This is a genomic window from Sinorhizobium terangae, from assembly GCF_029714365.1.
GTDB lineage: Bacteria > Pseudomonadota > Alphaproteobacteria > Rhizobiales > Rhizobiaceae > Sinorhizobium > Sinorhizobium terangae.
This window is the reverse complement of sequence record NZ_CP121659.1, coordinates 76,724-98,314: the sequence shown is the minus strand read 5'-3', so window position 1 is coordinate 98,314 and position 21,591 is coordinate 76,724. Positions and strand designations below refer to the sequence as shown.

22 protein-coding genes, 1 tRNA gene and 2 pseudogenes are annotated in these 21,591 nt (G+C 62.1%); 12 read left to right on the top strand and 13 right to left on the bottom strand.

The window, feature by feature from the left end:
* The first annotated feature begins 122 nt into the window (after positions 1 to 122).
* The gene (locus QA637_RS00475; RefSeq protein ID WP_283062891.1) at positions 123 to 1,316 is read left to right on the top strand and encodes a hypothetical protein; all 1,194 of its coding nucleotides are present in this window, start codon (positions 123 to 125) and stop codon (positions 1,314 to 1,316) included.
* 186 nt (positions 1,317 to 1,502) lie between these two features.
* Positions 1,503 to 2,318 (top strand): class I SAM-dependent methyltransferase, encoded by an 816-nt coding sequence (locus QA637_RS00470; RefSeq protein ID WP_283062889.1) that lies wholly within the window; start codon positions 1,503 to 1,505, stop codon positions 2,316 to 2,318.
* Between the two features lie 122 nt (positions 2,319 to 2,440).
* Here the strand turns inward: QA637_RS00470 and QA637_RS00465 are convergent.
* The 5 genes from QA637_RS00465 to QA637_RS00445 all read right to left on the bottom strand — a co-directional run bounded on the left by QA637_RS00465 (position 2,441) and on the right by QA637_RS00445 (position 8,655).
* Positions 2,441 to 2,517: transfer RNA gene (locus QA637_RS00465), tRNA-Arg, on the bottom strand.
* A 169-nt stretch (positions 2,518 to 2,686) separates the two neighbouring features.
* A complete protein-coding gene (locus QA637_RS00460; protein WP_283062887.1) occupies positions 2,687 to 4,168 on the bottom strand; it encodes a sensor histidine kinase in 1,482 nt (493 codons plus the stop codon).
* Positions 4,169 to 4,191: 23 nt separating this feature from the next.
* Positions 4,192 to 5,616, bottom strand: a complete 1,425-nt coding sequence (locus QA637_RS00455; protein WP_283062885.1) for a dihydrolipoyl dehydrogenase family protein — start codon at positions 5,614 to 5,616, stop codon at positions 4,192 to 4,194.
* Positions 5,617 to 5,633: 17 nt separating this feature from the next.
* Positions 5,634 to 6,431 (bottom strand): TVP38/TMEM64 family protein, encoded by a 798-nt coding sequence (locus QA637_RS00450; RefSeq protein ID WP_283062883.1) that lies wholly within the window; start codon positions 6,429 to 6,431, stop codon positions 5,634 to 5,636.
* Between the two features lie 229 nt (positions 6,432 to 6,660).
* A complete protein-coding gene (locus QA637_RS00445; RefSeq protein WP_283062881.1) occupies positions 6,661 to 8,655 on the bottom strand; it encodes a methyl-accepting chemotaxis protein in 1,995 nt (664 codons plus the stop codon).
* Positions 8,656 to 8,986: 331 nt separating this feature from the next.
* Between QA637_RS00445 and rpmH the strand changes: the two genes are divergently transcribed.
* The 7 genes from rpmH to QA637_RS00410 all read left to right on the top strand — a co-directional run bounded on the left by rpmH (position 8,987) and on the right by QA637_RS00410 (position 13,342).
* On the top strand, positions 8,987 to 9,121 hold the full coding sequence (gene rpmH / locus QA637_RS00440; RefSeq protein WP_012706673.1) for a 50S ribosomal protein L34: 135 nt from the start codon (positions 8,987 to 8,989) through the stop codon (positions 9,119 to 9,121).
* A 21-nt stretch (positions 9,122 to 9,142) separates the two neighbouring features.
* Positions 9,143 to 9,541 (top strand): ribonuclease P protein component, encoded by a 399-nt coding sequence (rnpA, locus tag QA637_RS00435; protein ID WP_283062873.1) that lies wholly within the window; start codon positions 9,143 to 9,145, stop codon positions 9,539 to 9,541.
* The gene (gene yidC, locus QA637_RS00430; RefSeq protein ID WP_283065006.1) at positions 9,541 to 11,325 is read left to right on the top strand and encodes a membrane protein insertase YidC; all 1,785 of its coding nucleotides are present in this window, start codon (positions 9,541 to 9,543) and stop codon (positions 11,323 to 11,325) included. The genes rnpA and yidC overlap by 1 nt, the downstream gene beginning before the upstream one ends.
* Before the next feature lie 314 nt (positions 11,326 to 11,639).
* On the top strand, positions 11,640 to 11,801 hold the full coding sequence (locus QA637_RS00425) for a hypothetical protein (RefSeq protein WP_283062872.1): 162 nt from the start codon (positions 11,640 to 11,642) through the stop codon (positions 11,799 to 11,801).
* Between the two features lie 37 nt (positions 11,802 to 11,838).
* Complete coding sequence (locus QA637_RS00420; protein WP_283062870.1) at positions 11,839 to 11,970, top strand: hypothetical protein; 132 nt, start codon at positions 11,839 to 11,841, stop codon at positions 11,968 to 11,970.
* A 51-nt stretch (positions 11,971 to 12,021) separates the two neighbouring features.
* The gene (gene yihA / locus QA637_RS00415) at positions 12,022 to 12,678 is read left to right on the top strand and encodes a ribosome biogenesis GTP-binding protein YihA/YsxC (protein WP_153438755.1); all 657 of its coding nucleotides are present in this window, start codon (positions 12,022 to 12,024) and stop codon (positions 12,676 to 12,678) included.
* Between the two features lie 127 nt (positions 12,679 to 12,805).
* A complete protein-coding gene (locus QA637_RS00410) occupies positions 12,806 to 13,342 on the top strand; it encodes a DUF1269 domain-containing protein (protein WP_153438757.1) in 537 nt (178 codons plus the stop codon).
* An 87-nt stretch (positions 13,343 to 13,429) separates the two neighbouring features.
* Here QA637_RS00410 and msrB read toward each other — a convergent pair whose 3' ends face one another.
* The 4 genes from msrB to QA637_RS00390 form a co-directional block, all read right to left on the bottom strand.
* Positions 13,430 to 13,924 carry a peptide-methionine (R)-S-oxide reductase MsrB gene (msrB, locus tag QA637_RS00405; protein ID WP_283062868.1) on the bottom strand — a complete coding sequence of 165 codons (495 nt, stop codon included), beginning with the start codon at positions 13,922 to 13,924 and terminating at the stop codon, positions 13,430 to 13,432.
* Between the two features lie 252 nt (positions 13,925 to 14,176).
* Positions 14,177 to 14,734, bottom strand: coding sequence for a fasciclin domain-containing protein (locus QA637_RS00400; protein ID WP_283062866.1), 558 nt, complete (start codon positions 14,732 to 14,734; stop codon positions 14,177 to 14,179).
* 160 nt (positions 14,735 to 14,894) lie between these two features.
* The gene (locus QA637_RS00395) at positions 14,895 to 15,605 is read right to left on the bottom strand and encodes an anti-sigma factor (protein ID WP_153438763.1); all 711 of its coding nucleotides are present in this window, start codon (positions 15,603 to 15,605) and stop codon (positions 14,895 to 14,897) included.
* A complete protein-coding gene (locus tag QA637_RS00390) occupies positions 15,602 to 16,141 on the bottom strand; it encodes a sigma-70 family RNA polymerase sigma factor (protein ID WP_283062864.1) in 540 nt (179 codons plus the stop codon). Before QA637_RS00390 ends, QA637_RS00395 begins: the two co-directional genes overlap by 4 nt.
* Positions 16,142 to 16,315: 174 nt before the next feature.
* On the opposite strand from QA637_RS00390, the pseudogene argB reads away from it, so the two are divergent.
* A pseudogene (argB, locus tag QA637_RS00385) lies at positions 16,316 to 17,071 on the top strand (acetylglutamate kinase); the annotation flags it as partial.
* Between the two features lie 14 nt (positions 17,072 to 17,085).
* On the opposite strand, the pseudogene QA637_RS30955 reads toward argB, so the two are convergent.
* The 4 genes and pseudogenes from QA637_RS30955 to QA637_RS00370 form a co-directional block, all read right to left on the bottom strand.
* A pseudogene (locus QA637_RS30955) lies at positions 17,086 to 17,187 on the bottom strand (hypothetical protein); the annotation flags it as partial.
* Positions 17,188 to 17,227: 40 nt separating this feature from the next.
* Positions 17,228 to 18,004, bottom strand: a complete 777-nt coding sequence (locus tag QA637_RS00380) for an isocitrate lyase/PEP mutase family protein (protein ID WP_283062861.1) — start codon at positions 18,002 to 18,004, stop codon at positions 17,228 to 17,230.
* On the bottom strand, positions 18,001 to 19,080 hold the full coding sequence (locus tag QA637_RS00375) for a bifunctional transcriptional activator/DNA repair enzyme AdaA (protein ID WP_283062859.1): 1,080 nt from the start codon (positions 19,078 to 19,080) through the stop codon (positions 18,001 to 18,003). The genes QA637_RS00380 and QA637_RS00375 overlap by 4 nt, the downstream gene beginning before the upstream one ends.
* A 65-nt stretch (positions 19,081 to 19,145) precedes the next feature.
* Entirely contained in the window at positions 19,146 to 20,060 is a 915-nt protein-coding gene (locus QA637_RS00370) for a DMT family transporter (protein WP_283062857.1), read from the bottom strand.
* A gap of 104 nt (positions 20,061 to 20,164) precedes the next feature.
* Between QA637_RS00370 and QA637_RS00365 the strand changes: the two genes are divergently transcribed.
* Both QA637_RS00365 and QA637_RS00360 read left to right on the top strand, forming a co-directional pair.
* Complete coding sequence (locus tag QA637_RS00365; RefSeq protein ID WP_234886844.1) at positions 20,165 to 20,878, top strand: pyrimidine 5'-nucleotidase; 714 nt, start codon at positions 20,165 to 20,167, stop codon at positions 20,876 to 20,878.
* Positions 20,879 to 21,003: 125 nt separating this feature from the next.
* Positions 21,004 to 21,525 carry an EF-hand domain-containing protein gene (locus tag QA637_RS00360; protein WP_283062855.1) on the top strand — a complete coding sequence of 174 codons (522 nt, stop codon included), beginning with the start codon at positions 21,004 to 21,006 and terminating at the stop codon, positions 21,523 to 21,525.
* The last annotated feature ends 66 nt before the right edge of the window (positions 21,526 to 21,591 follow it).

Here is a 21,591-nt window from a genome sequence, read left to right as displayed (position 1 = left end):
GTCGGCCCACAGGGTGTCAACCGGGTATTCGACGATCATGCGGATTTCGCTTTATTCGGAAGGGAGCAAGGGAAAGTCCGAACCCCGCCAGGCCGACGGCGAGAGGAGCTGACTGGCCCGCCATGCGTCTTCTCGCCTCCGCCTGCGTCGGCACGCTGTTGCTGGCGCTCCCAACCACAGCAATGGCCGAAGACGCCGTGCCAGCGCTCGCCGAAGGCTGCACCGCGCCCTGTGCCAGTTACGAAGTTTCTACGGAGCTCCAGAATGACTGGTTGTTTGCCGCCAATCCCTCTGTTTTGAGGTCCGACGAACTGCAGCCGACAATTACCGTCGATCTGTTCCTCGCGCCGACGGACTATTTGCGGTTCGTCACGTCGATCATCACGGAGCCGGTTGTCGAGCCAGAGCCTGGCGAGAACATGTTTTTTGAAGGGATCGGGACCTACCTCGCCGAACTTTACACCACGGTCGAAGCGGGCCCGGCCACTGTGAGGGCCGGAAAATTCGATACGATCTTCAGCCTTGCCAGCGAAGTCGCGCCCGGAATCAATGCCACGGACCTGGTGTCGGATTTCGACGCGGACGAGCGCGTCGGTGCCGAGGTCGTATTTAACTTCGACGGTCTCGGGATGGATCAGGCCCTGGCCGCAACTCTGTTCACCACCGACCGATCGATCTTCAGCGATTCCCTGTTCACCGCTCGGGGGCGGACGCGACTGTCGGATGGCGGCGCCGGCAACACCGATGGCCTGTCTTCGCTCTCGCTTGTCCTTGACGGCTGCAGAGGGGCGGAGCCGAGTGATTGCTATCTGGACGGTGATTACGGCTACAGGCTGGGCTTCCGGTACCAGAGGGCCGGAGAGCCTACCGGCGAGGACATGGAAGAAGGGCTGACACCCGAAGACGAACTGGCCTACCTGGCGTCGGCGACCGCAAGCCTTCAGATGAACGAGATGACGCTGAGGCTGCTCGGCGAGGCGGCCTATCTCCGGCATTTCGACAGCGGTCCGGTCGATGCATTCGTCCTCACGGGTTCGGCCGCGCTTGAGCTGGAGCCGTTGACCTATGTCGCGAGCTATACCCAGCAGCTCAATCTTGTTCACGGCGGGCCGGACACACGTCAGCACCTGGCTGACCTCGAGGTCATCTATGATCCCGACGAGGAGCATGGCGAAGGCATGCCGTTCGAAGGCACGGGATGGAAACTCGCCGCCGCTTACACATTTACACGCAATGCTGACGAGGAAACGGCCCACATTTTCAGTGTTCGAGCGGTTTACGATTTCGACGGAGACGTGGAGTTCGATGCGCCGTGAGACGGGTCGCCGTCTGCGGTCATGTTCGGTTTTCCGTCCACATCACCGCTCCAGCGCATTTAAGAAGGAGGAGTATGATCTAGCCGACGCTCCTTCTGCTCGGATCCGGCAGCGTCAGATCGTGAAGTAGCCGCCAGACCCATCAAGTGGTGAAATGGGCGCCCCCAATAACCGAAGGAGGGTTTCATGTCGGAACATGTCAGCGATGGGATCCTGGAGCACAACCGGGAGGCGGCGGCACTCTGGGGAGCAGGAGGCATGCACTACGACCTTGTCAGCTTCGCGATCTCCGACGCGCTGACGCATGCCGCCCAGCGATTGAGCCCGAAGCCCGGCGACAAAGTGCTCGACGTCGCGACCGGCACCGGCTGGAGCGCGCGCAATGCGGCGCGCTTCGGCGCAAACGTCACGGCGATCGATATTTCGGCCGATCTCATCGACGCTGCCCGCCAGCTTTCATCCGGCGTCGAGCCGCCGATCGACTTCCGCGTCGCCGATGCCGAGAACCTGCCCTTCCCGAACGAAAGCTTCGACAAGGTGCTCTCGACCTTCGGCGTGATATTCGCCGGGGATCATCGCCGCGCGGCGAGCGAACTGGCGCGCGTCTGCCGCAAAGAAGGGCGGCTCTGCATCTCGGCTTGGTCGCCGCCGGGCGCCGTCGCCCGCTTCTTCGCTGTAATCAGCGCGCACACGAAGGCGCCGCCTCCGAAGGAATCGTCGCTCTCGTGGGGTGATCCGGCCCGTGTTGAAGACCTGCTCGGGCAAGAATTCAGGCTCACTTTCGAACACGGAACCAACAACGCCTATCATGAAAGCGTCGAGGCGATCTGGAACTGGTATCTGCGCGGCTTTGGGCCGTTGCGCATGCTCTACGAAGGCTTGAACGAAGGCGAAAGGGCAGCGCTGAAGCGCGATGTCGACGCCTATCACGCGCACTACCAGGTCGAGGCCGGGCTCCACATCAAGCGTGAGTATCTCGTCATCATTGGCGAGAAACGATAGATGTCCGTCGGCGGGACGTATCCGTGGCGAAGCAAGGGGATTGGCAACGCTTTCGATGCGCTGTGACTGATCCATCGGCAACATCGATGCGATGGGCTGCAATGTAGTGCCTTGAGGGGAAGTGGCGCACCCGAAGAGATTCGAACTCCTGACCCCCAGATTCGTAGTCTGGTGCTCTATCCAGCTGAGCTACGGGTGCTTGCCTGAAGCGGTGAGAACCGCTTGCGTGGCGATCCTCTACTGGGTCCTTTCGGCGATTGCAAGCGCCTTTCGGGAAAAAATTTCATTTTTGCGACAACAGTGGATAAGGCCCGGAAAGACCGATTGGGGCCGGGCGATGAGAACGCTGGCAGCCCAAGGAGGGAATATCAGGGCCGCGCCTTCGAGCGGAAAGCGTCGAGCGGCACCGGGCGATCCGGCAGTTCGATGCGGAACAGCGTGCCGGGTGTCGGCTTTTCGACGAGCGCGATCGTGCCGCCATGGGCGAGTACCAGTTCGCGGGCGATGGCAAGCCCGAGGCCTGTGCCGCCGGAGCGCGCCGAGCCGCGAAATGCGGCAAACAGGTTTTCGCGTGCCTTGGCCGGCATGCCCGGCCCCGTATCGTCGATGGAAATCGTAACCACGCTGCCGGTTCGCATGGCCGAAACCGAGATCGACCTGGAGCGGCCGTCCTCCGGCTCGTGATTCGTCAACGCCTCGACGGCGTTGCGGCAGATATTGTGGACGACGCGAAAAAGCTGCTCGCTGTCGGCGTCGACCACGACGTCGTCGCGTATCTGGATCTCGAAATCGATGCCGCTCTGGCCGTCGATGGCGAGGAGTTCCGAGACGTCCTCGACGAGCGGACGCAGCGCGACAAAGCGGCGGTGCGGCTCTGCCTCAGCCGTGCGCCCGTAGGAGAGAACCTCCTGTGTATAGCCGACGGCGCGGTCTATCGTCCTCAGCAGCGTCGGTGCAAAGCGTTTGACCACCGGATCATCGACATCGGCGAGCCGGTCGGAGATGAGTTGCGCGGACGAGAGAATGTTGCGCATGTCGTGGTTGATCTTAGAAACCGCGAGGCCGAGTTCGGCGAGGCTCTTCTGCTGTTTCAAGGTTTTCTGCAATTCGCGCTGCATGCTCGCGAGGTGCTGACCGGCGATCGCCAGTTCATCACCGCCGTCCGGCGGAACGAGCAGTCGCTCCGGGTTCGACGGCTCCTCGGAAAACTCCTGCATGCTCGTCGTCATCCGCCTGATTGGCACGATCAGCATGCGGTTGATGGCGAGGAAGATCAGTGCCGCCGTAATCAGCGAAATGGCGATCGACAGAAGGAAAACGTTGCGCGAATAGACAAGCATCGCATTGCGCAGGCCCGCATCCTTCATCACCAGTTCGATCGTCGCATCGCTTTCGCCGAGCGGGCCATAGACGCGCACGATGCGCTTGCCGCCGAAAAGCAGCGTATCGAACGCATCGCGTATCGCACCGGCGGGGGTGAAGTTGGCGATGTCGTATTCGCCGTCGATCGCCGGCGGCATGTCGACAGTGGCGATCATCCGCGAGGCATCCTTGCGGCGAATGACGATGGCCTTGGTTCCGGTCGCCATCAACGTGTCGCGCTGCACCGCCCGCGGAAGCTCGACATTCTGCAGTCCGTCGACCACGACGGCCGCAGCGGCGACCGTGTTCAGCCGATCCTGAAGCCAGCGGATCCGCATGTTGGCGACCGACGGCACGAAGATCAGCACTTCCGCCAGCATGACGAAGGCAACGGTCAAAAGCAGCAGCTTGCCGGAGAGCCCGCGGAGAAACCCCACGGCCGCTCGGGGCATACCATTCGCATTGGCCGGACGCGTGTCTTCCACCATAATTCTAGGACATTCCCTGCAACTCAGCCGAAATACCGCAGCATTCCAATCACGGATCGCACGAGCGGATTTCGCGCCATAGGGCCATAATAGGAGATCGATGCCTGTTTTCCAATCTCGGACAAGGTGGGATAGGGCGCCACATAACCGCGGAAATGCTTGAGCGTCAGCCGATTGGCGACGGCGAAAGCAAAGCCGTTGATCATCTCTCCGGCACCGGCGCCGGCGATTGCAGCACCGACGATCCGACCACGCCGAGTGACCGTGATCTTGATGAGGCCCCGGCCGAGGCCGTCGGTGCGGGCGCGGTCATTGGCTGAAAAGTCCCAGCGGGCGACGTCGACACGACCGAACTTTTCCCGTGCCTCCGCCTCGCCGGGGCCGACCTCGGCCAGTTCCGGGTCCGTGAACGTGACCCTTGGGACAATGCCTCGGTCTTCGCGCGCCGGCAGGCGGAACAGGATCTGCTGCAGCACGAGCCGCGCATGATAGCTCGCGACATGGGTGAACTGCAGCCCGCCTGCGGCATCGCCGATCGCATAGGCGCGGCGATTGCTTGTGCGCAGGTCCGGGCCAACGGCGATCCCCTTCGCGTCGTGGCGAATACCGGCCGCGTCGAGATCGAGAGAAGCGTGATTGGGGGCACGGCCGGCGGCCAGCAGCAGATCGCTGCCGTCGATGAAAAAACGCCCTTGCGCATTTTCGCAATGCAGCCGCACGCCGCCCGCGTGCCGCTCGACGGACAGGATGGCGGTTTCTTCATAAAGAACGGTACCCTCGGCCCGGATCGCCTCCAGAACGATCGCCACCAGTTCCGGATCGCCACGCGAAAGCGCTTTGCCGCTCTCAACGACCGTCACGCGTGTGCCGAGCCGGCGATAGGCCTGGGCCATTTCCAACCCGACGGGTCCGGCACCGACAATGACGAGGTGTTCCGGCAGCCGTTTCAGATCGAACAGCGTTTCATTGGTGAGATACGGCGTATCGGAGAGCCCGGGAATTGCGGGAACGGCCGGCGACGAGCCGGTAGCGATCACGAAGCGCCGGGCCCGGATGAGATGATCGCCGACTGCCACCGTTCTCTCGTCGATGAAACGGGCCGCATCGGCGATGACTTTCACGCCAAGGCTCTCGAAGCGCTCGGCGGAATCATGCGGCGCGATTTCCCCGATGACCGCGTGGACCCGCGCCTGCAACCGTTCATAGTCGATGAGCGGCTCGCCTGCGGAAATGCCGAATTCCTCTGCCGCGCGGATCGCCTGCGCGTGTTTCGCGGCCGCGATCAGCGCCTTCGACGGAACGCAGCCAAAGTTCAGGCAATCCCCACCCATCCGGCCGCGCTCGATCAGAACGACCGGCACGCCGAAGGCTGCGGCGCCCGCGGCCACAGACAAGCCGGCCGCACCGCCGCCGATTACGCAGATATCCGGATTGAGGACATTCGCCACGCCGCTTGCCGCCCCTTTCAGACCGCCTTGCGGCGCGACTGTATTAGCTTCAACGCCAGAGGCAATGCCGCGATGAGGGTCAATGCCGCGAGCCCCAGCGAAATGTCCCTCGTCGCGAAATCCGCAAGCGTAAGCTCGCCGCCTGTCGCCCCCGAGCGCGCGATCACGGCGTCGAGGCTGCGACCGAGCCAGGCATAGGCGAGCGTGCCGGGCACGATGCCGATCAGCGTCGCGAGGGCAAAGGTGCGCAGCCGCACGTCAAAGAATGCGGGTGCGATATTGACGACGAAGAAGGGAAAGATCGGCGCCAGCCGCAATACCAGGAGATAAAGGAACGCATTGCGCCGGAAACCTTCCGCCAGACGCTCCAGAAAGCGTCCGGCGCGCGGGCGCAGGAGGTCGCCAAGAACGCCGCGCGCGGCAAGGAACAGAAGGCACGATCCGAGCGTCGCCGCGGCGATCGCGATGATCCCGCCTGTAACACAGCCAAAAAGGAACCCGGAAAATATGGTCAGCACCGATGCAGCCGGAATCGAAAAGACGACCACCGCGACATAGACCGCAAAGAAGGCAGTTCCCGCATGGAGCGGATGAGTATCGACATAGGCGCTGAGTATCTCGCGGTGATGGACGAGCGCCGTCAACGACAGGTATTGCGGCAGGCCAAACGCATAGCAGACGGCACCACCGAGAAGCAGGAGAGCGAATGGCACGAACCGCCACGGCGAACGGCGCGGCGCATGTTCAGCGTCGCTCCGCCCTGACGAGGGGTTCAGGGCTGCTCCTTCTGCCCCGTTTCTTACTCCATTGTTCATGCGGCCTTGCTTTCGGCGAGATCTACTCCTGAGTTAGAGGGAATCGGGACCCGGAACCAATAACGAATGGTCGCGCCGTCAAACGTCAACGTGAACAGTTCGCCCTGACAACTCACGTTGCCGTGAAAAGAAGAACTATCGTCCCTGGTGTCGCTGGAGCCGCTGCATCAAGGTTTCTCCCGCGGAGACCGGCAGGGCCGTCCGCGAGAAAAGATCGTGACGTGGAGGCTCAGAATTCCTCCCATTCGTCCCGCGCCGCCGCGGCACTGCCGCCGAAGGCTCGAGCGACGCTGCCCATCATACGCCGGGCGGGCGAGGCAACCGGGCGGCTTGTCCCCTTTGCCGGCGCGATCGCCCCGACGGCATCGCGATCGACCTTGAAGTAGGCGATCAGGTTCGCAAGGTTGCCGGTTTCGGCTGAAAGCTTGTGTGTCGCGGCGTTCGCCTCCTCGACCATTGCGGCATTGCGCTGCGTGACCTGGTCCATCTGGTTGACGGCCGTGCTGACCTCGGCAAGCCCTGTCGATTGCTCGCGTGCAGCCGTCGCGATCGAATGGATATGGTCGTTGATCTTCAGGACGCGCGTTTCGATCTCGCCGAGCGCGGTTCCGGTCGCCTGAACAAGCTTGACACCGGTCGCGACTTCGCTGCCCGACTTCGAAATCAGAGCCTTGATGTCCTTGGCGGCACTGGCGGCGCGTTGAGCGAGTTCACGCACCTCCTGGGCCACGACGGCGAAACCCTTGCCGGCATCGCCTGCCCGCGCCGCCTCGACGCCCGCGTTCAGCGCCAAGAGGTTGGTCTGGAAGGCGATTTCATCGATGACGTTGGTGATCTGACCGATCTCGTTCGAGGCCTGCTCGATGCGGCCCATCGCCTCGACCGCGCTGCGGACGACGGACGCGGACTCGGCGGCGCTTTGATTGGCCTCGGTGACCATGACCGACGCTTCCTGCGCCCTCTCGGTCGAGCTGCGGACCGCGGCTGTGATCTCGTCGAGCGCGGCCGAGGTTTGCTCGAGCGAAGCGGCCTGCTGTTCCGTGCGTTTCGAGAGGTCGTCCGCCGCCGAGCGCAATTCGGATGCGTTGCCGTTGATCGAATCCGTCGTCGTGCGCACCTCGCGCAGGGTCTTCTGCAAGGTCGTAAGCGTGTCGTTGACGTTCTTCTGCAGCTCCGCGAAGGCACCCTGAAACTGGCCGTTCATGCTTTGCGTCAGGTCGCCGGCGGCAAGGCTCGCGATGACGCGGCGCGTTTCGGAAATCCCGCTGTCGACGCTGCCGACGAGTTCGTTGACGCTCGCGGCAAAGCGGTTGAGGTCGTCGTTGCCGTAGTCCTTGCTGATGCGCCTGGTGAAATCGCCCGCGGCGGCCGCAGATACGACGACGCCGATGCTCGACTGCAGGTCAGCGCTCTTTTCCCTGAGGGCCGCTTCCTGGGCATTGAGCTCGCGCACGGCAAGTCCGTTCTGCTTGAAGATGCCGACGGCGGCAGCCATGTCGCCGATCTCGTCCTTGCGGCCGGCAAAGGGTACGTCGACGGAGAGATCACCTCCGGCAAGCAGCTTCATGGCGCCGGTCAGGTCGAGAATCGGACGGCTGAGCTGGTTGGTGCCGATGTAGAAGGCCGTCCCGATGCCCGCGACCAGGCCGAGGCCGGCAATGCCGAGCACAATGAGAATAACGGAGCGCTCAAAGGCTGCGATCTCATCCGTGATCGCCTCAAGCGACTCGAGGTTGGCGTCCACGACCCCGTCTATTTCGGCCTGGAAAGCCTTGCGGTTGGCGCGATTGGCGTCGTTGTTGCCCTGCTCGTTGGCAGCCTGCGGCGAAACCTCTTGGCCGAGACGGGCCGTCTCGGTGCGGAAGGTCTTGAACTCTTCCGCGCGCTTCACCAGCGCATCGAAGGACGAGAGCTTGTCCGCAGGAACCAGCGGGCGCCAGTCTTTCAGCAGTGCGTCGATCTTGTCGAGGTTCTTGAGGAGACCTTCAGCGAAGGGTTTTGCCTTTTCGATCGTCGGCGCCGCGTAAATGCCGCGCGCTTCCATGACGACGCCGGTCACCAGGCGGTTGAGCCGCTCGCCCTTGAACGCCCGCTGGGATGCGCTCTGGAATTGATGAAGCTTGTCGTTGTACTCCGACACGATCAGCAGCGACATGCCGGTAATGGCGATCGCAAGCAGGCTCATGATGCCGACGATCAGATAGATTTTCCCGCGTATTTTCATTTCCTGCCCCCCACCGCGTACTCGCCCAAAACGGGAAAGTAACCTGCGGTCCACACGTAATTGAATAAATGCTAAAATACTCTTGGTTAACAAAGGGCTCATCGGCTGCCCCTTAGTTCTTACAGCTGGGACACTGCAGGGGGCCATCGAATCTACGAGCCCATCGTCTCGAAAAGCCCGTCGGGAATTGACTTTGCCGGACATTTGTCCTTATAAGCCGCGCACGTCCGGTCAAGCCACCCTGCCCGCAAGGCGGAGCTGTGCCCGGTTACGTAAACGCTCTTGCAATATGCAAACCCAAGAAGGGCCGCACACCGCGGTATTTAAATAAATGAAGCGTACCTACCAACCGTCCAAGCTTGTTCGCAAGCGCCGTCACGGCTTCCGTGCACGCATGTCCACCAAGGGTGGCCAGAAGGTCCTCGCAGCCCGCCGGGCTCGTGGCCGCAAGCGTCTCTCGGCCTAAGCCGAGCCTGCCCGAAACCTCATGTCCGGGCATATGACGTCAGACAAAGACAAGACGACTGTCGGGCGGCTGAAAAGCCGTCCGCAGTTTTTGGCCGTCAGAGCTGGAGAAAGCCGCAAAGGCCCACTATTTCTGCTCGAAGTGCTCGACCGCAAGGATCTCGATGGTGATGCCCGCGTCGGTTTCACAGTCACCAAGAAGCACGGCAATGCCGTAGAGCGCAACCGAATGCGCCGACGCCTCAAAGAAGCAGTGCGGCTTTCAGCCGGGTTTGCAATGAAACCCGGACACGACTATGTGATTGTCGCCCGACGCGATCTGCTGCATGCCCCCTTCGACACATTGACCCGGGCGCTCTGCGATCGCATCGAAAACAAGCCGAAACAGAAGCGGCCTTCGGCCGGTTCCAGGAAACCATGATGGAAAACAACCGCAATTATTTCGTGGCGATTGCACTGTCCGTGCTGATCCTCGTCGCTTGGCAATTTTTCTATGTCAATCCGAGGATCGAGAAGGACCGCATTGCTGCGGAACAGGCCCAGCAGACGCAACAGGCTCAACCGCAGGGCGGTACGCAGCAGGCGACACCGGGCCAGGCGCCCGCGGGCGGTGCCATCCCGGGTGCCGGCGAAAACCGCGACCAGGCGATCGCCAAATCTGCACGTGTTGCGATCGATACGCCGGCGCTTTCGGGATCCATCAACCTGGCCGGCGCACGCTTCGACGATCTGAGGCTCAAGGGGTACCACGAGACGGTCGATCCGAAGAGCCCCGTCATCACCCTCTTCAGCCCCGCGGAAACGGCGGACGGCTATTTTACCGAGATCGGCTATATCGGTAACGACGCGTCCGGCTCGGTTCCGGGGCCACAGACCGTCTGGACGCTTTCGAGCGGCGAAAAGCTGACGCCTTCGACACCCATCACCCTCTCCTACACCAACGACAAGGGTCTCACCTTCCTCCGGACGATTTCCGTCGACGATCGCTACATGTTCCAGGTCGTCGACAGCATCAAGAACGAGAGCTCGGCACCAATCTCGCTGTCTTCCTACGGCCGCGTCACCCGCTTCAACAAGCCGACGACGCCGAGCGTCTATGTGCTGCACGAGGGGTTCATCGGCGTGGCCGGCGAAAACGGCCTGCAGGAGGTCGGCTACTCGAAGGTCGAAGACAATCAGCCCGTCGAACCGGGCAAATCGACTGGCGGCTGGCTGGGCATCACCGACAAGTACTGGGCCGCAACGATCGTCCCGCCGCAGGAGACGCCGTTCGACATTCGCTTCTCGCACTTCACCGATGGCCGCGCCCGCTACCAGAGCGACTACAAGGGCGACGCGATCACCGTCGCGCCGGGCCAATCCGCAGAGGTCAAGAATCTCGTCTTCGCCGGTGCCAAGGAAGTTCCGGTCGTCGACAGCTACGAAGCCGCCTACTCGATCCCGAATTTCGACAAGCTGATCGATTGGGGCTGGTTCTACTTCATCACCAAGCCGATGTTCAAAATGATGGATTTCTTCTTCCGTCTGTTCGGCAATTTCGGCATCGCGATCCTGATCACCACGATCGTCGTCAAGCTTCTCTTCTTCCCGCTCGCCAACAAGCAGTATGCGTCGATGGCGAACATGAAGAAGGTCCAGCCGAAGATGGAGGAACTGAAGAAGAAGTTCGGCGACGACCGCATGGGCCTGCAGCAGGCGATGATGCAGCTCTACAAGGACGAGAAGATCAACCCGCTGGCGGGCTGCTGGCCGATCCTGATCCAGATCCCGGTGTTCTTCGCGCTCTACAAGGTGATTTACATCACCATCGAGATGCGCCATGCGCCGTTCTTCGGCTGGATCAGGGACCTCTCCGCGCCCGATCCGACGACAATCGTCAACCTCTTCGGCCTGCTTCCCTTCGACGCACCGTCGTTCCTGCACCTTGGCGTCTGGCCGCTCATCATGGGCGTTACGATGTTCCTGCAGATGCGCATGAACCCGACGCCCCCGGATCCGACCCAGGCGATGCTGTTCACCTGGATGCCGGTGGTCTTCACCTTCATGCTGGCGTCCTTCCCGGCGGGCCTCGTCATCTATTGGGCCTGGAACAACACGCTGTCGATCATCCAGCAGTCGATCATCATGAAACGCCAGGGCGTCAAGATCGAGCTCTTCGACAACCTCAAATCGCTGTTCGCGAAGAAACCCAAGCCGGCGGAATAGAGCAATTCCGGGAAAAGTGTGTAACGATTTTCCGTCCGGAATTGCGTAGATCTAGCCGCCGGCTCCCATCCGCTTCAAAAGCCCCGGATCGAACGATCCGGGGCTTTTTCTTTGTCATTCCGCTTTGCGACAACCGACTGTCGCGAAGACCAGGGCCTGCAACCGGCAAGCGCTCTATTGTCTGCCGGTTCTAATCCGGATTCCGATGATGTCGCAGCCGACCGTCCTGCCGAATACCGCCGCCGGTTCAGGGCCGTGCAACCGGGGTCGCGCTCGTTCTCGGCTCGGCCGTCGTCTGGAGCTTTGGCGGCACCTTGGCGCGTTTCCTCGAAATTGACGACAGCTGGATCGTCGTTTTCTGGCGGTCGTTCTTCGCCGCCGCTTTCCTGATCACCTTCATGCTGGTCCGCGACGGGGCCTCGAACATGATGCGGCTCTTCCTGGACATGGGTTGGCCCGGTGTGGCCGTCGGCTGATGCTTCGCGACAGCATCGACGAGCTTCGTGCTGGCCCTTGCCTGACGAAATCCCCCGCACCAATACCATCATTGGCGGGTCGATCGTGCTCTTCGCCCTCTTTGCCTATCTCGCCGTCGAACTCTGGCGGCAACGCCGGCTGCGCACGGAAACTGGTGCGAGTCCTTGACAAGGAGGCGCAAAACATTGAAGCCGACCGGGCAACGGAAAAAATCGAGCGATGACCGGAAAGAAGAAAAACCAGAACGATTCCTCCGCCTTCGGCCGCCCGTGGATCTTCATCCGCGGCGTTCCAGCCATGAAGTTCCTGCCGCCCGAGGGCCCGCTGGAGATCGCCTTTGCCGGCCGCTCGAATGTCGGCAAATCGTCGCTGATCAACGCTCTTGTCGGACAGAAGGGCCTCGCGCGCACATCGAACACCCCGGGCCGCACACAGGAGCTCAACTATTTCGTGCCGGACGGCTATTCCGGCGAGGCCGGCGACCTGCCGCCAATGGCGCTCGTCGACATGCCGGGCTACGGCTATGCGCAGGCACCGAAGGAGCAGGTCGACGCCTGGACGAAGCTCGTCTTCGACTATCTGCGCGGCCGCTCCACGCTGAAGCGCGTCTATGTGCTGATCGACGCCCGTCACGGCATCAAGAAGAATGACGAAGAGGTGCTCGCGCTCCTCGACAAGGCCGCCGTTTCCTATCAGATCGTGCTCACCAAGACCGACAAGATCAAAGCGGCGGGCGTGCCGCGGCTGATCGCGGACACGATCGAGAAGATCAAGAAGCGCCCAGCCGCATTTCCCGAGGTGTTGTCGACCTCCTCGGAAAAGGGCACCGGCATCGAAGAACTGCGGGCAGCGATCGATCTCGCCGTCGCGCGCTGAAACGGGTATCTCTCTCCCACCCGAAGACAAAAGTCTTTGATCTTCGTCACTACCCTGACACGCAAAGCGCTCTATTTCTGCGAGCGGCGGCACTCTTGCCGGCCGGGCCAAGATGCAGGAGAGAGACATGTCCGATTTGATTGTCGTAGGGTTCGATTCGACGGAAGAGGCCGACAAGGTTCTCTTGAAGCTGAACAGCCTTAAGAAAGAATATCTGATCGACCTTGAGGATGCGGTCGTGGTCGTGCGCGACGGTGAGGGCAAGGTGCACCTGAAGCAGAGCCTCAACCTCGCCGCCGTCGGTGCAACCTCGGGCCTTCTTTCGGGTTCGCTCTGGGGCGGCCTCGTCGGCCTGCTCTTCCTTAATCCGCTCGCGGGTTTCGCGATCGGCGGCGCGCTCGGCGCCGGCGCCGGGGCGCTCTCCGGTTCGCTTGCCGACTACGGCATCGACGACGAGTTCATCAAGTCGCTCGGCAACACGATCCCAAACAATTCCTCCGCACTCTTTATTCTGGTGCGCAAGGTGCAACCGGAAAAGGTACTCGCCGAGCTTACGGGGCTGCGCGGCCGCGTACTGAAAACATCGCTGTCGCCCGAGCAGGAGCAGAGGCTGCAGGCTGCGCTCTCCGACGTGCAGGCTCCGCCGCAGGCCACCGCGTCCTAGACCCGGGTGGCCTGCGGCCTGCTGTCTCCTTTTCCCATTTGGATGGGGAGAAGGAGGCAAGCCAAGGGGCAAAAATTTCGTCTCGCTTCATGCGGCGGCCGGCGCAAATGTCAGCGCCAGACCGTTGATGCAGTGCCGCTTGCCGGTCGGCGGCGGGCCATCGTCGAAAACGTGGCCGAGATGCCCGCCGCAGCGGCGGCAGTGGCATTCGACCCTTGTCATGAACAGGGAATTGTCCTCGCGTGTGCGGACTGCGTCGGGAAGCGATTGCCAGAAGCTCGGCCAGCCAGTGCCGCTGTCATACTTCGCCTCGGATGAATAGAGGGCGAGCCCGCATCCCGCGCAGTGGAATATCCCCTTGCGTTTCTCGTGGTTGAGCGCGCTTGTGAAGGGCCGTTCCGTGTCCTCCTGCCGCAATATGCCATACTGGTCCGCGGTCAGGATCGCGCGCCACTCCTCGTTCGTCTTCACGACTTCGAAAGTCTCGCCGTCGGCCGCGCGTACGGCGAGGCCAAAGCTACGCGCCACCATCCATGCGGCGAGCGCGGCGCCCGCCATCAGGAACTTGCGACGGTTCGTCATCGGAACCTCCCGTGCAAGAGGGGCCCGCTGCATGTTGCCTTTAATCGTAGCCTATTGAAGGACAAAAACATGCAGCAATTCAAAGTGCTACAGCGTCCTTTGCGCGCCTGATAAGACGCGCGGCGCTGTAGTGTTTACTTGGAGACTAGCGGTCCGAGAGAACCACGACAAAACAAAGTCCATCAAACCGACGTGAGAGCAGTATGGCAAACGGCTTGAGCGGCGGGCCGATGCCCGCCGCCCGTAAGCGGATCATCCCTTCGGCAGCAGCACCTTGTTGATGACGTGGATGACACCGTTCGACTGTTTCACGTCGGCAATCGTCACCCAGGCGGTGCCGCCGGTTTCGTCGGTCAGGTTGATCTTGCCGCCGTCGGCCTTGGCCTTCAGGATGCAACCGCCAACCGTCTTGACGTCGTGTTCCCCGCCGTCATCCTTGATCATCTCAGCGACCGCCGACGACATTGCGTTGGCGGCGACGACATGGCAGGTCAGCACAGTCGTGAGCTTGTCCTTGTTCTCGGGCTTCAACAGTGTGTCGACGGTGCCGGCCGGCAGGGCCGCGAAGGCTTCGTTCGTCGGCGCGAAGACGGTGAACGGCCCCTTGCCCTCAAGGGTCTCGACAAGGCCGGCGGCCTTCACGGCCGCAACCAGCGTCGTGTGGTCCTTCGAGTTCATGGCATTTTCGACGATATTCTTGTCGGCAAACATCGGGGCACCGCCGACCATCGGGTTCTCGGCGTAGGCGACGACCGAACCTGTCGTAATCACGGAGGCGACAAGTGCCGAACGGATCACAAACTTGAACATCTCTCTTCCTTCCTGTTGCGCTTGCCCACGGAGGGCGATTGCTGTTCCTCTCGGGAACATCACAAGCAACGGGAGGCGTGGAGAAAGAGTTTCAGATCACGCGATTTGACGCTAAGCATTTGAAAAGATAGCGTCTTTTTTGGGGCCGCTGCGGGCAACCCTAGAGATGGCGGGCCGTGCCCTGCGCGACAACCGCACCGGTGGGAGCACCCGTCGGCGAACCGCCAAGCGGCTCGACACTGACGGCAAGGGTCGAACCTTCGTCGAATCTCGTCCGCATCTCGGGCGGCACCAGGATTTCGCCTTCACCGGACTGGGGCAGTACCCCCAGCGAAACTGCCGGATTGTCACCCTCTATCAGCCAGAGTTCGAGAGACTTTTGCTCCGCCTGCCGCGCCGCAACCGGGGTCAACTTCAGGCTCCCGGACGCTCTGTCGAAGCGTGCCACGAGATTGATCGCATTGCCCTCGCCGGAGAGTTCCGCCACCAGTGGCTGGCTTTGCGGCTCACTGAAGAGGCCGGCCATGGACGCACCCATGATTGCCACTGCAGCGAGCGACGCGACGGCAAGGCTGCGCCAGAGAAGAAGAGAGTTCCAGAATCCGACCCGAGGGCTGGCTGCCGGCGGCGGGAAGATGCGGCTCTCGACAGCAGCAAACACGTGGGCTGGCGGGCGGACCGCTTCGTAGGCATCGTCGAAAGAGGCGAGATTGTGCTGCCAGCGATCGACCATGGCGGCGAAGTTCCGGTCGGATGCCATGCGCGCCTCGACCTTGCGGCGGTCCTCTTCGGACAGAACGCCCAACACGTATTCTCCCGCGATCACCTCGTCGCGGCGAAAATCTCCGCTTTCGGGATTCTGCGTCGTCATCGCTCCATGCACTCTCTCAGTTTCAGGAGGCTGCGTCTCAACCAGGTCCGCATCGTATTGAGCGGTACCGCGAACATCTCGGCCAGTTCCTGGTAGCTCAATCCTTCGACATAGGCTCGGCGCACCGCCTCGGCGCGATCCTTCTCGAGCTCCTCCATACAGGCGTCGATCCGCCTGCCTTCCGACCGGACTGCTGCCAATCGTTCCGGATCTGGAGCAGGATCAGCCAAATCATAGACCTCGTCAATCGCGTTTGCGACGGGTTTTCGCGCCCGGATGAGGTCGATTGCATGGTTGCGTGCGATTGCCGTCAGCCAGGACATGGGGCTTGCCTGGCCTGTCGTGAAACGGTCGGCGCGCTGCCAAATCTTGACGTAGATTTCCTGGAGTGCTTCTTCCGCTTCGCTGCGATCCTTGAGTATACGCAAACAGACGCCGAAGAGTTTCGGGCTCGTCTGGCGATAGAGCGCCGCAAAGGCATCGCGGTCTCTCAGGACCACGCGGCCGAGCAGCGCGGAGATCTCCTCATCGGCCATGGCGCCTGGGCCCCTTGCGGCTTCAAAGCATCACCATAGGATAGAGGGAGCGCCAGAGCCAGCAGCAGTGTCATTAGGGCTTTATGCTGCGGCCCGATCATTCCGGCCTTCCGGAACTTGCGTTTTCGCCGTGAAAGGCTCTAAACAGCAGCCGATATTCTTCGAGGGTCCGCCATGTCCGCATCAGAAAGTGAAATCCAGGCACGCCTGCTCACCCAAGCATTGCCCTACATGCAACGCTACGAGAACAAAACGATAGTCGTCAAATATGGCGGCCACGCCATGGGCAATCCGGAACTGGGGCGTGCGTTCGCTAGCGACATCGCGCTCCTGAAGCAGTCCGGCGTCAATCCGATCGTCGTGCATGGCGGCGGCCCGCAGATCGGCGCGATGCTCTCCAAGATGGGCATTGAATCGAAATTCGAGGGCGGGCTGCGCGTCACCGACGAGAAGACCGTCGAGATCGTCGAGATGGTGCTCGCCGGCTCGATCAACAAGGAAATCGTCGCCCTCATCAACCAGACCGGCGAATGGGCGATCGGTCTTTGCGGCAAGGACGGCAACATGGTGTTCGCCGAAAAGGCCAAGAAAACCGTCCGCGATCCGGACTCCAACATCGAGCGCGTTCTCGATCTCGGCTTTGTCGGCGACGTCGTCGAGGTGGACCGCACGCTGCTCGATCTGCTGGCGCGCTCGGAAATGATTCCGGTGATCGCGCCGGTGGCGCCCGGCCGCGATGGCCACACCTACAATATCAATGCCGACACCTTTGCCGGTGCCATCGCCGGAGCGCTGAACGCCACCCGCCTGCTTTTCCTGACCGACGTGCCGGGCGTGCTCAACAAGCAGGGCGAGCTGATCAAGGAGCTGTCGGTGGCGCAGGCACGTGCGCTGATCGCCGACGGCACGATTTCCGGCGGCATGATCCCGAAGGTCGAGACCTGCATCGATGCGATCAAGGCCGGCGTGCAGGGCGTGGTCATCCTCAACGGCAAGACCGCCCATTCGGTCCTGCTCGAGATCTTCACCGAACGGGGCGCCGGCACGTTGATCGTGCCGTGATTTGGCACGACAGCGCCGCGGATATTATGTAGCGGCGCTCTCGTAGACTTTCTGCGCCTCACCGCGCAGCCACGCGATCATGGCGCGGTAGGGAAACGGCCCGTAGCTGACCCGACCGACGCCTGCCGCCGCGAGCGTGGCGAGATCCGGTGCACCAGGCTTCATCATCACGTTCACCGGCAAGGGCGACGCCGCACAAAGCCTGCCGATCAGTTCCACATCGGCCAGCCCCGGCGCAAAGAAGCCGCTGCCACCGGCCTCGGCATAGGCCTTGGCGCGCGCAAGCGCCTCATCGAGCAACCCCGCATGGCGCGTCGCGTCGCCTTCCTGGAGGAAGAGGTCGGTGCGGGCGTTGATGAAGAGCGTTATGCCGCGACGCTCTGCCATTTCGCGGATCGCCCGGATGCGCGACGCCTGCATGTCGATGGCATGGACACCGCCCTTGCCCACCACCTGGTCCTCGAAATTGATGCCGATCGCCCCGGCATCGATGAGCTGCGCAACATTGGCCGCGCCCTGCGCCGCATCCTCGGAGTAGGCGCCCTCGAAATCGACCGAGAGCGGGAGGTCCGTCGCACCGTCGATCAGCCGGACGATTTCGAGCAGGAGCGCGAGCGGTATCTTTTGCCCATCGCCAAACCCTTGCGCCGCCGCCACAGACCAGCTTCCGGTGGCAAGCGCCTTTGCCCCGGCCTCGGCCACGCAGCGGGCGCTGCCGGCATCCCAGATATTGTAAAGAACGACCGGGTCGCCCTTGCGATGCAACGCTCCAAAGGCGAGCGCCTTTTCCTGCTGATTCATCGAACATCCTCCGCAAACAATCCAACGGGTTTCATCTTTCCCTCATGACGCAGCAGCCATTGCTTTCGCCAGAGACCGCCGCCATAGCCGGTCAGTGATCCGTCCGAGCCGATGCAACGATGGCACGGGATGACAATCGCGATGCGGTTGGCGCCATTTGCCTTGGCGACGGCGCGCACCGCCTGGAGCGTGGCGACCTCCCGCGCAATATCGCTGTAAGACCGCGTCTCTCCCACCGGTATCTTTACAAGCTCCGCCCAGACCTCCCGTTCAAAGGCGCTGCCGTCGAGCGCGAGCGGCGTGCGGAATTCGCTCAAATCGCCGGCAAAATAGGCTTTCAGTTCCGCCTCGATCCGATCGATCGGCGGCACCCGGCCAGGTGCCACGGCGGATCGTGTCTTGCGTTTCAGGCTTTCCATTTCGGTCGGCAGGGCCTTGCGGTCGTGGAATTCGAGCAGATGGAGATGCGTCTTGTCGGCGACCGCTATCATCGGCCCGAGCGGCGTTTCGATTGTATCGGCGAAGAGCAATTGGCGCCCCTGCGACATAGCAGGCGCCTCACCGATCAGCTTCGCGAACGCGGCGCGGAACCCGCTCGGCGAATCATATCCGGCATCGATCTGCGCTTCGATAACGCTGGCGCCGCCCGAAAGCTGACGGGCGGCCTCGCCCATCCGCCGCTGACGGGCGAGGTCGAGAAAGGTGACGCCAAGCACCCGCTTGAAGGCACGACGCACGGTAGATGGATCGAACCCGCGCCGGACGAGATCGTCCTCGGTCCAGCGGCGATCCGGAGCGCGGTCGAGCAGTTTCAGAAGGTCGTTGACGAGCGGCTCCTTGTCGGAGGGTCGGTTGAGCGGGCGACACCGCTCGCAGGGCCGGAAGCCGGAATTGGTACAGGCGGCGATGCTGTCAAAAAACAGCGTGTTTTCCCGCTTCGGCTTGCGGGCCGGGCAGGAGAGCCGGCAGAAGATGCCGGTGCTCTTGACGCAGACGAAGGCCTGGCCTTCGTAATCGACGCTTCGGGCCAGAAGCGCGTCGTAAAGGATATCGTCGTTCGGCAAATCGAAAAGCATGCCGCTGTTGTAACACCGGACGGACGGGTCGTCCGCCGAAATTCGGGCGGCTATTTCGGGCGCCCTTAAAGAACGATGAGCATTACGACGCCGGCCACGATCAGCAGACAGCCGAACAATTCGAGGCGGTTGATCCACTCGTGGAAGACGAAAAAGGACGAGGCGAAGGTGAAGAGCATTTCGACCTGCGCCACGACCTTGACGACCGCGGCCTGCTGCAGGGTCATCGCCATGAACCAACCGAAGGATGCCGAGGCGCCGACGAAGCCGACGACGAAGGCCGGCCTCCATGCAGCGCCGATGCGTTGCAGTTCTTCCGGTTCGCGAACCACGATCCAGGCAAGCATCACGACGGTCTGAAGCAGGATGACGAAGCCGAGCGTGAAGCTCGCCTGCATCATGTAGTCCGGTGCAGGAAGGCTGGGCGCCAGCGCCAGCGAGGCGGAGCGATAGGAGACGGCCGAAAGGCCGAAGAACGTGCCGGACGTAAGCCCAATACCGGCGGTGCGGCTGAATACCGAAGTCACCAGCGATCGCGGGCTGAGCATGGTGCGGGCAACGGAGATGAGCATCACGCCGACCACCGAAATGGCGATCGCCACCAGCGCGCCCTGGCTCGCTTTCTCGCCCAGGAAGATCAGGCCGAAGAGAGCTGCCTGCGCTGGTTCGGTGCGGGAATAGGCCGTACCGACGGCGAAGTTGCGAAACGAGAAGAGATGGACGAGCAGGAAGGTCGCGGCGATCTGCGCCAGTCCGCCGATGACTGCCCAGAGAAAGAACGTGCCGTTCGGGGCCGGCAGGGGGTGCCCCGCGCCACGCCAGAGGACGACGAGGTAGAAGAGTGCGAAAGGCAAGCCGAAGCCGAAGCGCACGAAGGTCGCGCCGGTGGTGCCCATGACGCCCTTCAGGTGCTTCTGCATGGCGGAGCGGACATTCTGAAGGAAGGCCGCGGCGACGGTGATAAGAACCCAGGTTTCCATTTTCGCGAGCTAGCACGCGCGCGGCGGACAATCCATTGGTGCGCGCGGTGCGAGACAAAATAAATCCGTTTTCCTTCGTAAGCCTGCCATGTCATAACCCGGCCATGAAAAAGCTCGACCGCCTTCCGACCCATGCCGAGTTCGCCCATGTCACAGACTGGGTCTTCGATCTCGACAACACGCTCTATCCGCACCACGTCAATCTGTTCGCGCAGATCGACCGCAACATGACGGCCTATGTCGCCGAGCTCCTGGCGCTCGAGCCGGCGGAAGCGAAGAAGTTGCAGAAGGAATATTACCGCGACCACGGCACGACGCTGCAGGGGCTGATGATTCATCACGGTGTCGATCCCAACGACTTCCTGCAGAGGGCGCATGCGATCGACTACAGCGTGGTTCCGGCCGACCCCGCGCTCGGCGAGGCGATCAAGGCGTTGCCGGGCCGCAAGTTCATTTTCACCAATGGCAGTGTTCACCATGCTGAGATGACGGCGCGCGCGCTCGGCATTCTCGACCATTTCGACGACATCTTCGACATCGTCGCCGCCAATTTCGTGCCCAAGCCGGCCGGCGACACCTATGACAAGTTCATGAGCCTTCACCGCGTCGACACCCGCAACGCCGTCATGTTCGAGGATCTGCCGCGCAACCTCCTGGTCCCCAAGGCGCTCGGCATGAAAACCGTGCTGCTCGTGCCGCACAACCTCGAATACGAATTCGCGGAAGCCTGGGAGACGTCGAGCGACGCGGACGAGCAGATCGACTACGTCACCGAGAACCTCACTGGATTCCTGCGGCGGGTCGTGGCGCAGGCCTGACGCAACACGATTCAACCACTGAAAAACCGCTTTTCCGCCAGAGACTTAAATTACCAAAGTTTAACTGGTGCCGGGACCGCGCTTGCCTATCCTTTGCTCAGGATAACTGATCGAAGGAAAGCATGATGCGCAACAGGACTTTCATTCTCGGCGCCACGGTCCTCGCCGTGGCACTGACCGGTCTTTCAGCACCTTCATTTGCCGCCAAAAACAAGCTTACGCCCGAGCAGCGCGCGGAGCGCATGATCAAGCGCCTCGACACGAGCGGCGATTCCAAGGTCTCCCTTCAGGAGCTCCAGGCGCGGATCTCGAACAATTTCAAGAGCTTCGACACCAACGGCGACGATGAGATCAGCCGCGACGAGATCGAGGCAAAGCGCCAGGTATTCCGCGAGGCGCGCAAAGCATGGCGCGACGCCCGGGCGAAGACCGGCGCGGAGCGGGACCAGGCGGTCGCCAGGCTCAGGGAAGCTCGCCCGGCCATGCTGCCGGGAATGCGGCCGCGTGCCTTCGCGCGCATCGATGCCGATGGCAACGGCACTCTCAGCGCAGCCGAAGTGGCTGCAGCCACGGAAAGGATATTCAAGCGCCGCGACCGCAATGGCGACGGAATGATCGACGCCGCCGACTTTACCAGAAAGGTCTGATGCGTCTCGCCCTCTTTGTCATCGAAGAGGGCAAGATCTCCTACTGCATGTCCCGACCTCGATTTA